The 11,805-nt window shown below is 67.4% G+C and carries 12 protein-coding genes; 6 read left to right on the top strand and 6 right to left on the bottom strand.

Going from position 1 to position 11,805, the window contains the following annotated elements:
* Positions 1–166: 166 nt before the first annotated feature.
* From AC3WLE_RS26525 to AC3WLE_RS26505, 5 genes are all read right to left on the bottom strand, one after another.
* Positions 167–1,630: an efflux transporter outer membrane subunit gene (locus tag AC3WLE_RS26525; RefSeq protein ID WP_492356655.1), complete on the bottom strand. Its 1,464-nt coding sequence runs from the start codon at positions 1,628–1,630 to the stop codon at positions 167–169.
* A 184-nt stretch (positions 1,631–1,814) separates the two neighbouring features.
* Positions 1,815–2,084: a hypothetical protein gene (locus AC3WLE_RS26520; protein WP_492319742.1), complete on the bottom strand. Its 270-nt coding sequence runs from the start codon at positions 2,082–2,084 to the stop codon at positions 1,815–1,817.
* A gap of 47 nt (positions 2,085–2,131) precedes the next feature.
* Complete coding sequence (locus AC3WLE_RS26515; RefSeq protein ID WP_492319741.1) at positions 2,132–2,401, bottom strand: hypothetical protein; 270 nt, start codon at positions 2,399–2,401, stop codon at positions 2,132–2,134.
* A gap of 316 nt (positions 2,402–2,717) precedes the next feature.
* Positions 2,718–3,146, bottom strand: coding sequence for a DUF4399 domain-containing protein (locus tag AC3WLE_RS26510; RefSeq protein ID WP_492340342.1), 429 nt, complete (start codon positions 3,144–3,146; stop codon positions 2,718–2,720).
* 58 nt (positions 3,147–3,204) lie between these two features.
* Complete coding sequence (locus tag AC3WLE_RS26505; protein ID WP_011615783.1) at positions 3,205–3,630, bottom strand: DUF4399 domain-containing protein; 426 nt, start codon at positions 3,628–3,630, stop codon at positions 3,205–3,207.
* A 294-nt stretch (positions 3,631–3,924) separates the two neighbouring features.
* Between AC3WLE_RS26505 and AC3WLE_RS26500 the strand changes: the two genes are divergently transcribed.
* The gene (locus AC3WLE_RS26500) at positions 3,925–5,130 is read left to right on the top strand and encodes a formylglycine-generating enzyme family protein (RefSeq protein WP_492363601.1); all 1,206 of its coding nucleotides are present in this window, start codon (positions 3,925–3,927) and stop codon (positions 5,128–5,130) included.
* Positions 5,131–5,175: 45 nt separating this feature from the next.
* Here AC3WLE_RS26500 and AC3WLE_RS26495 read toward each other — a convergent pair whose 3' ends face one another.
* Entirely contained in the window at positions 5,176–7,227 is a 2,052-nt protein-coding gene (locus AC3WLE_RS26495) for a serine/threonine protein kinase (RefSeq protein WP_492319871.1), read from the bottom strand.
* A gap of 407 nt (positions 7,228–7,634) precedes the next feature.
* Here AC3WLE_RS26495 and AC3WLE_RS26490 point away from each other — a divergent pair, with 407 nt between their 5' ends.
* From AC3WLE_RS26490 to AC3WLE_RS26470, 5 genes are all read left to right on the top strand, one after another.
* Entirely contained in the window at positions 7,635–7,904 is a 270-nt protein-coding gene (locus tag AC3WLE_RS26490) for a hypothetical protein (RefSeq protein WP_011615786.1), read from the top strand.
* Between the two features lie 48 nt (positions 7,905–7,952).
* Positions 7,953–8,222, top strand: coding sequence for a hypothetical protein (locus AC3WLE_RS26485; RefSeq protein WP_011615787.1), 270 nt, complete (start codon positions 7,953–7,955; stop codon positions 8,220–8,222).
* A gap of 82 nt (positions 8,223–8,304) precedes the next feature.
* Positions 8,305–8,577, top strand: a complete 273-nt coding sequence (locus tag AC3WLE_RS26480; protein WP_011615788.1) for a hypothetical protein — start codon at positions 8,305–8,307, stop codon at positions 8,575–8,577.
* A 104-nt stretch (positions 8,578–8,681) separates the two neighbouring features.
* A complete protein-coding gene (locus AC3WLE_RS26475; RefSeq protein WP_058696648.1) occupies positions 8,682–8,924 on the top strand; it encodes a hypothetical protein in 243 nt (80 codons plus the stop codon).
* An 819-nt stretch (positions 8,925–9,743) separates the two neighbouring features.
* Entirely contained in the window at positions 9,744–11,678 is a 1,935-nt protein-coding gene (locus AC3WLE_RS26470) for a DEAD/DEAH box helicase (RefSeq protein ID WP_492356656.1), read from the top strand.
* Positions 11,679–11,805 lie beyond the last annotated feature (127 nt).

Genomic DNA, 11,805 nt, shown 5'->3' with positions numbered 1-11,805 from the left:
AACATAGTAGGCGACGGCTAAGGCTAGTCAATCGGGACGCGGAACGCGCGGTTGGCGCGGCAGCGGCACATGCAGCGGGGCAGGTGGCCAGGGCTATGGGCGCGTTGCGCAACGCGTTGCAGGCGCCGGCATCACCTGAACCGCCCTACAGCACCGTTGGCAGCACTTACTGCGGCGGATTCGACGCCGCGTTGCGCACGTCGGTATCGGGCCAGCCACCGCCAAGCGCCTTGTACAGGGTGACGGTGTCGGCCAGGATCTGTTGGTGGACCGCCAACAACTGCAGTTGCGCGGCCAGCAGCGAGCGCTCGGTCTCGAACACTTCCAGCTGCGAGACCACGCCCTCCTTCAGTTGCGCCTCAATCTGCGCGGACACGACGCGCAGCTGCTCAACCTGCTGCTGCAGCTCGATGCGCTGCTTCTTGTGCGCGTCGACATTGACCAGTGCGCTCTCCACCTCTTCGAACGCGGTCATCACGGTGCGGCCATATTCGTTTTCCGCCACGCCCACCTGCGCCTCGGTGGTCTTCACGCGCGCGCGCACGCTCGGGTCGAGCATCGGCAGGTTGATGCTGGGCATGAAGCCGAAGGTGAATGACTTGAGCAGGTCGCTCAGCGCAAAGCTGGCGGTGCCGCCGCGCGCGGTCAGGCTGATGGTGGGCAACTGCGCCAAACGGGCCTGGCCAACGATGTTGTACGCGGCCAGCACGCGGTATTCCGCCGCCACCACGTCCGGGCGGCGCGCCAGCAATTGCGATGGCAGCCCGGCCGGCACCGCGGGCGGCTGCACGCGGTCCTGCAGGCGCCCCGCCGGCACCTTGAGATTGCCCGCGGGCACGCCGACCAGCGTGGCCAGCGCGTTTTCAGCCACATCGCGCGAACGGCGCAGCTCCAGCAGGTCCTTGTTCAGGCGGTTGATTTCCGCCTGCTGCTGCATCACCCGGATCTTTGGCACCAGGCCGTTCTGGTACATGGCCTGGTAGGTCGACAGGATCTGCCCGTTCTTGGCCACGGTGCGCGCCTGCTGCTCGATCTGCTCGTCGAACTGCAGGATCTGGAAGTAAGTGGTCGATACATTGGACACCAGCGTCAGGTAGCCGGCGCGCCAGTCGGCCTCGGTGGCGCGGAACTCGGCGGTCTGCGCCTGCACGCCCTTCTCGACCTTGCCCCAGATGTCGATGTCCCAGTTCAGCTGGGCGCCGGCGTTATAGGTCCAGGTGGACTTCTGGCCGGTGCTCTTCTCGAAGCTCGCACCGGCGCCGATATCGATCACCGGCAGCCCGCCGGCACGGGCCTCGCCGATCTGTGCGTTGGCCACGCGGATGCGCGCCGCCAGCACCTTGATGTCGTAGTTGCCGGAAAGCGCCTGGTCGATCAGCCTGTTCAGGTAAGGATCCTTGAAGCCCAGCCACCAGTTGGGCTGCACCGTTTCGGCCGGCGATACCGTGATCGATTCCTGGCGCGTCCATTCGGCCTTGGCCGGGGTTTCCGGGCGCTGGTACACGGGCGGCCGGAAATCGGCGCAGCCTGCCAGCAATGCCGCGCAGGCGGCCAGCGCGGTCAGCCAGGCGGTTCGGTGCGGCGCATCGGTTGACGCAACCGCGGGCGAGGCAGTGATGGATTCGGGCACGATGGGTTCCTGCGTGCGACGGCGGCGGACGGGATGCGCTGGAGATACCCCAAGGCATGCCGGGGCCGCGAAGTCTGTCTGTATTGTGGTGCGCGCTGGCGCGCGCTCCAACCCCGATATGCAGGGGCTCAACAAAAGCGCCGCGGGGACGCCCCCGCGGCGCTGCGCCATCTCAACAAGCTTCTCAACGATAGATATTGTTGCTGGCGTTCTGGTTGGTATCCACATGCGAACGGACATGGTCGAGGAAGGCCGAGCCATTGCCGTTCAGGTTGGTCACGGACTGCAACTGCGCGATTTCCTGCTTGGCGGTGATGCTGCTGTCGAACGCGAGCTTGATCGGCGCATACACGGCGGCAAAGGGCAGGTACGACAGGCCGCCGCGCACGGCATGCATGCGCTTGCTGTCGAGGGCTTCGGTGGCGGACAGGTCTTTGATGGTCAGCGTGGTCATGATGATCTCCGGTATCGGTAACAAGCAGCTAGCTGGCGCGCAGGGGCTCAGCCGTAGATGTTGTTGGTGGCGTTCTGGTTGGTGTGCACGTCGGACTTCACGTGGTCCAGGAAGGCCGAGCCGTTGCCGTTCAGGTTGGTGACGGTCTGCATCTGCGCGATTTCCTGCACGGCGGTGATGCTGTGGTCGAACGACAGGTTGAGCGGGTGGTACACCGGCATGAACGGGAGCAGGGTGCGGCCGCCGCGAACGGCGAGCATGCCCTTGCGGTCCAGGGTGTCGATGGTGGTCAGGTCGGTGATGGTCAGCGTGGTCATGATGGTCTCCGGGTAGAGGAAGGTGTTGCCTTGGTTTGGTCGAGCATCGGGTTGGTGTCGCGCTCAGGAGGGACAATCGCAGGGAGCGTGCCAGCCCCGGGGCCACGGCTGCGCGGATCACGGAAGTGCCTGTAAACACGGGGATTTCTGCTTGCAGCCGGCTCCCGCTGCGGAGGCGCGGCGAGCTTGCGTCAGCGCGCACTGGCGGGGCGCAGCCAACAGATTGCGCGTCGATGTTGGATGGCGGGCGACACTTGCTTCGCCGGCGCACGAAAAAAAGCGGCGCATGCGCGCCGCCGTCACCGCAAGGTCCGGGTCACTTCACGTAGATCGTGATCTTCTTCGAATAAACCGGCGGGTTGGTGGGAATGTGCTTGTCATCCCCCATCAGCAGCTGCAGCGTATGCTTGCCGGGCGGCAGCTCGATCATGGTCTCGGTCTCCCCCGCCCCGAAATGCAGGTGATTGCGGTCATTGGGGATTTCCTTGTCCATCGGCGGCAGGTCCACATCGACAAGCAGGTGATGGTGCCCGGTATTGGGGTACTTCACGTCCTTCGGCGCCACCCCCATATTGCGCAACCCGAACCAGACCTTGAATGGCTTGCCCGCGGGCATGGTCTGCCCGTCGTTGGGCCAGCCGATATACAGGTAGGCGTTGGGCGGCGCCGGCGTCGAACCACCCTGCACCACCGCTGACAGCAGCAGGCTGGCGGCAAAGACAGCCGCGGCAAGTACTCTGGACATGGTGCTCTCCCTGTTTGCTGATCGGCCTGGTTCGGCTTCCGCGGCGCGCGCTGCCCCGCTATTTCACCGTGATCGTGATCTTCTTCGAATAGATCGGCGGTTCGAACGGCACGTGCTTGGCATCGCCCATCAGCAACTGCAGCGTGTGCTTGCCGGGCGGCAACTCAATGCGCGCGTCGGTCTCGCCCGCGCCGAAGTGCAGGTGGTTCTTGTCCGAAGGGATTTCCTTGTCCAGCGGCGGCAGCTCGGTGTCGACCAGCAGGTGGTGGTGCCCGCAGCGCGGCGACTCGACGCCCTTGGGGCACACGCCCATATTGCGCAGGCCCATGCGCACCCAGAACTTGCCGCCGCTGATGACCGTGCCATCGTGCGGCCAGATGATGTAGGCCTCGGCATTGGGCGGGGCTGCCGTCGACAGCGACAGCGACGGGGCCGCGGCCAGGGCGGCAACCGCCAGCAGGCGGAACAGGAATCGTCTGGACATACGCGGCGCCTCCCGGATAACAGTCCGAAACCCGATCACGTTGTCCCGAAAGCCCATTCTTGTTGCTTGTTGGTCAGCGCTCGGCGATTCGTCATTCAGGTTAGGTCGCAAGCCCGGAAAAAGCGACCCCGGCGCGTCGCGGTGGCATGGCAATGCCCCGCCGGAGACACAGGCGCTGTGCTATCTTGAAGCAAGCCGGTCGACGTCTCGGCAACACCACAATGCGCCCCCGACGCATGTGCCGGCAGCTACCGGCATGCAGCGGGATCGCCGCGGCTCCAGCGAGGTGTGAAGATGTGGCGCAATCTACCAGTCGTACGCACGGCCGCCATGGCCGCCATGCTCGCCGCCGCGCCGCTGCCTGCGCAGGCGGCCGCCGCTGCCGCCGGCCCCGCGGCCACGGAACCGCTGCTGCTCGCCGGCATCATGCCCAAGAACACCGACGAGCAGTACGAGCTGAGCTTCTGGGAATCGATCAAGAACAGCAATTACGCCGGCGACTACGAGGCCTACCTGAAGCAGTACCCCAACGGACGCTTCGCGGTGCTGGCCAGGGCGCGCCTGGAGCGGCTGGCAGCGTCCGCCTCCGCACCCAAGGCCCAGGCGCCCGCGCCGCCGCCCCGCTCCGGCACCTCTGCCGGGGGCCAGGTCACGCGGCCGCCGGCACCGGCCGCGGCAGCGCGTCCGGCATCGCCGCCCGCTGCGCCACCTGCTGCGCCACCGGCAACGGCATCGCTACGCCCGGGCGCGGCGGCGGGCGGCGCGGTCAGCGCCACATTGCGCACCGGCGAGATCCGCGATTGCCCGGCCTGCCCGGTGCTGGTCTCCCTGCCGGCGGGCAGCTTCACCATGGGCAGCAGTGCCAGCGATCCCGCCGAGAAGCCCCCGCACCACGTCACCATCGGCCAGCCGTTTGCGATCGGCCGCTATGAGGTCACGGTCGAGCAATGGAATGCCTGCGCCGACGCCGGCGGCTGCCAGCGCGTCCCCACCGTCGCCGACAGCGCGAAGACCGCGCCGGTGCGCGACGTCAGCTGGGACGACGCGCAGCAGTACGTGGCCTGGCTCAGCAAGACCACCGGCAAGTCCTACCGGCTGCCCACCGAGGCCGAATGGGAATACGCAGCGCGCGGCGGCACCGCCAGTGCCTACTGGTGGGGCGACCAGATGCGCAAGGGCAATGCCAACTGCAAGGACTGCGGCGACCCGTGGAGCCAGGATGCGCCGGCCGCGGTCGGGACCTTCGCGGCCAACCCGTACGGCCTGCACGACGTCAACGGCAGCGTGTGGGAATGGGTGGCCGATTGCTGGCACAGCTCATACAAGGGCGCGCCCGCCGACGGGCGCGTGTGGAACGAGAACGCCTGCGTCGCACGCGTGATCCGCGGCGGCTCCTGGCGCGAGGGGGCGAGCTACATGGTGTCGTCCACGCGCTTCAAGTACAGCCCCAGCGTGCGGCAGTCGCAGAACGGCTTTCGCGTGGCGCGCGACATGAAGTAGCGGCTGGCGCAATTTGCAAGCGGCAAGCCGGCCGGCTGGCGGCAATCAGCGCGCGCGCGTGGAGATCTGCACCAGGTCCGCGCTGATGCGGTCCCGGCCATAGGTGCGCGCCATCTGCGCCAGCGGCTTTTCCAGTGCCTTCAGGTAGTCCTTGTGCAGCTCGACCTCGGCGCGCCGGCCATCGAACAGCGGCGCGGGCGTGGTCAGCAACACCACCAGCTCGGTGCCGAACGGCCCGGAGATGATCCAGTCGCCACCGTCGCCAACCGTGGCGCCATGGCTGGGCGGCGCCTGGTGGGCGGGCACGCGCGCGCTCGGCACCATGTGCGCCACCTTGCCGTCGGCCGCGAAGTAATCGACATAGACATAGGAGTCGCGCGCCGGCGTGCGCAGATCCAGCACCAGCGGTGACCCTTCGGTCAGTTGCGTGCCCTGGCCGCGCAGCCGCAGCGACGAAGCCGTGCCCCCTTCGCGGTGGCCCGACCAGTACGGCGCGATCAGGGTGGCCACGTCGCACTTGTCGGCGGCCAGCGGCTGGGTGTCGATCGACACGCCCTTGAGCTCCTTGACGCCCGGCAACGCGCTGAGCTGCTCGCGCAGCCGCACGGCGCCGACGCTCTCGGCCAGGAAGCCGCGCACACGCAACGTCTGCGCCTGCTGGGTGGCGGTGAGCAGCGAGCACGGCACCGCCGCCAGCATCTTCGTGACGTCGGCCATCGACAGCACCGCCGGACGGGCAGCCGGTGCGGGCGGGGTGACCGGCGCGGCGGGCACCGGTGTAACCGGGGCCTCGACGCGCGTGTCGCCAGCCGGCGCTTCGGCCTGGCGCTGCGAATGCCAGGCGTAGTAGCCGATCGCCGACACGCCCGCCAGCACGGCCAGCGCGCCGCCTGCCATCAGCGGCGAGGGACGCCGCGTGGACACCACCGGCACCGCGCTCATGCCATGCAGGAAGCGCGCGACGGTGGGCGTGCGTGTCTCGCGGTCGAGCGACAGCGCCTCGCGCAGGGTCTTCCATTGCGTGCGGCTCAACTGCGGCGGCTGCGCCGGCTTGAGCCCGGCATCGCGCGCCTGGTTGGCCGAGAGCCGCTGGTAGGGATGTTTGCCGGTCAGCAGTTCATAGGTCACGCAGGCCAGCGCAAAGATGTCGTCGCGCGGGTCGGGCTCGCAATGGTCGAACATCTCCGGGCTGGCATAGGCTGGTGTCATGCCACCCAGCGAGCCGGGATCGAACACGGTCCGGTCGGACTCGTCGGCCGGCGGCAGGAAGCCGCGCGCAATACCGAAGTCGATCACCTTGACCTCGCCGTTGGCGGTCAGGAAGACGTTGGCGGGCTTGAAGTCGCAGTGCACGAAGCCGCGCTCGTGCGCGTATGCCAGCGCATTGCCCATGCCGTTGATGATCGACATGGCGCGCGCCATCGGCATGCCGGTGAAGCCCGGGGCCTTGAGCACATGGTTGAGCGAAGAGCCAGACAGGTATTCCATGGTCAGGAAGACCACCGGCCCGTCGCGGTCGAAGTCATAGACGGTGACGATATTCCGGTGTGCCAGCGTCTGCGCCTTGCGCGCCTCGCGCTGCAGCGCCATCAGCGACTTGGGGTGCCCGCTGAACTGCAGGTTCAGCACCTTGATGGCGATATAGGGCTTGCGGTCCGAGGCTTCCAGCTTGCGCAGGTCGAGCGCCTTGTAAACCGTGCCCATGCCGCCCACGCCCAGGCATTCTTCCAGCACGAAGCGGCCGTTCAGGGTATCGCCCACGCCCTTGGTATGCGCCGCCGGCGGCAGCGTGCCCGGCTCGGGCGAGGTCGCATACAGCGAGCCCGTCTGCGTGCCGGCCAGGCGCGTGGCTTCGGTGGCGCCGTCGTACTGCGTGGCGCCGCGGCGCTCGATGCGCCGCATGACTTCGGCATAGACCGCGGGCGGGAACGGGAAGCGCGTGTTTTCCTCGATGACCACGCGCGCGGCCTGGCTGGGCGTGGTGGGGTCCTGCGCCAGCGCCGTTTCGAACGACGCAACAAACTCGTCGTCGGAGAGACCGCCGTTCTGGAACTTGCGGATCAGTTCTTTGAGACTGGCCACCGGATGCCCCGACATGGTTGCTGGCACGGCGCATCCCACGATGCGGATATGCCTGCCTTCGAGATGGATACTAGTGCGCACCCAAGGCATGCGCAAACCATGCGAAGCCGGCGTGCAACGCCGCGCGCGGGCGCTCCCTGCCAACCGCATCGCCTTTGGCGCGCCACTGTCGCGGCCGCGCCAACACCAGCACGCCGCCTGTTGGCCGCGGCCCGTCACCCGCGGCATGCGGCAGCGCCCGCAGCCAGTGCCCGCAAGCCGACATCGAAAATAAATCGCCCGTGTTTTCAGGCAGTTGCGCGTGCCTGGCGGGGCCGGCAACGTCATTGGCACAGTCCCTGCGTTAGTACCTCCCGAGCGCGACACCAACCCGATGCTCGAAACCAGACCCAAGGCAGTACCTTCCTCTACCGGAGACCATCATGACCACGCTGACCATCAAGGACCTGTCCTCCACCGAAACCCTGGACCGCAAGGGCATGCACGCCGTGCGCGGCGGCCTGGCCTACATGCCGTTCGCCGCGGTCTACAGCCCGGTGAAGCTGTCGTTCGACAGCAGCATCAAGGCCGTGCAGGAAATCGCCCAGATGCAGACCGTCACCAACATGAACGGCAACGGCTCGGCCTTCCTGGACCACGTGCGCTCGCATGTGGATACCAACCAGAACGCCAGCAACAACATCTACGGCTGAGCCCACGCGCCCCAGCCACCCACGCACTGACCGATACCGGAGAACATCATGACCACGCTGACCATCAAGGACCTGCCCGCCGCCGAAACCCTCGACAGCAAGCGCATGCACGCCGTGCGCGGCGGCCTGGCCTACCTGCCCTTCGCCGCCGTCTACACGCCGATCAGGCTGTCGCTGGACAACAGCATCAACGCCACGCAAAGCATCGCGCAGATGCAGACCGTGACCAACCTGAACGGCAACGGCTCGGCCTTCCTGGACCACGTCAAGTCCGACGTGCACACCAACCAGAACGCCACCAACAACATCTTCGGCTGATACGCCCTGGCCGCGACTGGCGCGCAGATGCTGCAATCTCCGCGCCAGCCGCCCCCGGCACCCGACTCAAAGGAGCACCACCATGTCATCGATCCTCGTCCGCGATCTCGCCCTGAGCAAAGAACTCGACCGTGCCTCGCTGTGCGCCGTACGCGGCGGCAACTCGTGGCTCAGCCGCGGTGTCGGCAGCGTCGGCCCGCTGGCCAACGTCACCGTCAACGTCAACCAGAACATCGCGCAGCTGCAGAGCATCAACGTCAACACGCTCAACAACAGCATCGTCGGCCCCGACTTCGGCCCGGTGCGCGTCAACGTCAACCCGTCGCAATGGGCCGGCAATTTCGCCGCAGTCTGAGCGCACCGCGCGGCGGCCCCGCGGACAATACCGCGGACCGCCTCGCCTATACTGAAGCGGTCCCGCGGCCGCATGGCCGTGGCGCCGCTTGACCGGAGACAGCCATGGCAGTGATCGTCATCAAGGATTTGCCCGACAGCATGGATCTCGACCGGCAGGCCATGACCGCCATCCTGGGCGGCGGGCGCACCGCCGGCGGCCAGGCATGGCATGGCTTGCGGCGCCAGGGCGCCGCGCGCATCGTCGACTACCCGGGCGGATTGCCGGGCAACCGCCATGTGATGCCGCAGGAGCAGCCGCTCGGGCGGCTGCCGCGCAAGGCCGCTGGCAAGGATGCAGAAGACTGAACCGCGACCGCAACCGCCAAATGAAAAGCCCGCCATCGCTGGCGGGCTTTGGATGCGGACGGGCCCGGACCACCTGGGTCACGCGGTCAGCAGTTCGGTCATTCTGTTCCAGGCAGGCTTCCCATGATTCCGCCCATGTAGCATGTAGCGGACGCCCATCCGGACCACCCGGAGAGTCGCAGGAAGACTGGCGCTTGGAGTCAATGACCGCAGTGCTCGCCGCGAACAGCGGCCCAATGCCGCTGGAAGAGGTCAAGCGGGAGCGTTTTCGTCCGCCCCGTGCGGGCATCCTGTGTGCTCGCGCCTCCAGTATAGGCGGGGGTTTTCGGCTTTCAACCAGCGTGGCGCGGGCGCGTCTGGAAGGTGACGAGCGCCTGACATATCCGGTTACGCTTTCGCAGTGCAACAAAAATTCCGTACTCTGCTATAATCCGCGCCGTGAGTTTCGCAACTGTGAGATCCGCCAAACGCCCGGCTTCCTGCCGCGGCGAATCCGCTGCCCTCCCAAGCTCTGTTTCCTCGCTGCCGGACGCCTAGTCATCACTTCATGGCCCCAGCCGCCCAGCAGAACGCACCGCTCACCTGACGTCGCCTCGTCTCCGATCCTGTTGAACAGCCTGAAACCTGAGCTGTTTGCCTGCCAGGGATACGGCCGGACCGCCTAGCGGGACCAGCCACCGCCCTGCCTGCCGCCGTACTGCCAGCTGTGTCTGTCGTAACGGCCTCACCGATTGGCGCCGAAGCCTTTTTAAGACTTTGCACTGCGCCCACCCCATTTTGCTTTGCCGGGGTGCCATGCATTTATTTGACCATTCCGACATGACCCAGCACGACATTCGTGCGGAGCAAGCTATTGCCTCCGCGACCGACGCTTCGATCACTTCCGACGCTGCCCAGAGCCCGCTCGACAAGCTCGACGCCCTGCTCAACCCCAGCCCGGCAGTTGAAGAAGCCCCGGCCGTGGAAAGCGGTTTCGCCACGCTTGGCCTCGATGCGGCCATCCTGCGCGCCCTCTCCGAACTGAACTACAACACGCCCACGCCGGTGCAGGCCCAGGCCATCCCGGCCTTCCTGGCCGGCCGTGACCTGCTGGTCTCGAGCCAGACCGGCTCGGGCAAGACCGCCGCGTTCATGCTGCCCGCGATCCAGCGCATCAGCGAAATGCCGGCGCCGCAGCGCGCGACCGAGCCCGCCAAGCGCATGAAGGGCAAGCGCCCGCGCCCGTCGCCGGCGCAGCCCGCACTGCTGGTGCTGACCCCGACGCGCGAACTGGCGCTGCAGGTGACCGAGGCCGCCGCCAAGTACGGCCGCAACCTGCGCCGCATCGTCTGCGCCAGCATCCTGGGCGGCATGCCCTACCCCAAGCAGCTGGCCGCGCTGGCCAAGATGCCTGACATCCTGGTGGCCACGCCAGGCCGCCTGCTCGATCATATCGACGCCGGCCGCATCGACCTGTCGGCCCTGCAGATGCTGGTGTTCGACGAGGCCGACCGCATGCTCGACATGGGCTTTGCCGACGACATCGACGCCATCGTCAATGCCACCCCGGCCACGCGCCAGACGCTGATGTTCTCGGCCACGCTGGATGCGCGCATTGCCCAGCTGGCCTCGCGCCAGCTGCGCGACCCGCAGCGCATCGAGATCGCCGCGGCCCGCGCCGACCAGAGCCATATCGAGCAGCGCCTGCACTTCACCGACGACATGTCGCACAAGGAACGCCTGCTGGACCACCTGCTGCGCGACGCGACGCTCAAGCAAGCCATCGTCTTCACCGCGACCAAGCGCGATGCCGATTCGCTGGCCGAGCGCCTGTCCGACACCGGCTTCTCCGCCGGCGCGCTGCACGGCGACATGACCCAGGGCGCGCGCAACCGCACCCTGACCGCACTGCGCCGCGGCAACCTGCGCGTGCTGGTGGCCACCGACGTGGCCGCGCGCGGCATCGACGTGCCCGATATCACCCACGTGGTGAACTTCGACCTGCCCAAGCAGGCCGAGGACTACGTGCACCGCATCGGCCGTACCGGCCGCGCGGGCCGCTCGGGCACCGCCATCAACCTGGTGAACCACAACGACATGTTCCAGTGGAAGCGCATCGAGCGCTTCACCAACCAGCGCATCGACGCTTCGGTGATCGAAGGCCTGGAGCCGCGCCGTTCGCCCAAGCCGCGTTCCAACTTCGGCGGCAAGCCGGGTGGCGGCCGTGGTGACTTCCGCGGCAATGGCGGCGGCTACCGTGGCGGCGAACGCAGCTTCGGCGACCGCAAGTTCGGCGGTGGCGAGAACCGCACCGGCTTCGGCGAGCGCAAGTTCAGCGGCGAGAGCCGTGGCTTCGGTAACCGCCCGGAAGGCGCACGCCCGTTCGGTGACGACAACCGCGGCGGCTTCGGCAATCGTGAAGGCGGCTACCGTGGCCAGGGCCAGGGCGGCCAGGGCGCCGGCTACCGCGGCGCCAACGACGGTGCGCGTGGCTTCGGCAACCGCGAAGGCGGCCGCAGCTTCGGCGACGACAACCGCGGTGGTTTCGGCAACCGCGACGGCGCCGCCCCCCGCAGCTTTGGCGACAACAACCGTGGTGGCTTCGGCGACCGCACCGGCGGCGGCTATCGTGGCAACACCGGTGGCAACGGCGAAGGCCGCAGCTTCGGCAACCGCGACGGCAACCGTGACGGCAATCGCAGCTTTGGCGGCGGTTTCGGCGGCAATGGCGGCGGCAACGGCAACCGCAACAGCCGTTCGCGCTACGAGCGTTGATGCGGTGGTGCGCTAGGCGCACCTGCCAGGCAGAAGAAAGGGCACCCGAGGGTGTAATGCCGTTCAGTTAAGGTCCTTCTTCAGGTACCGAACGGTGTAGCGAGAAGGTCGCGACTTAACGACCCGT

This window comes from Cupriavidus sp. FW306-1B-F12B (assembly GCF_058781795.1).
The sequence above is the reverse complement of the archived record's forward strand: the minus strand, read 5'-3'. Positions and strand labels throughout refer to the sequence as shown.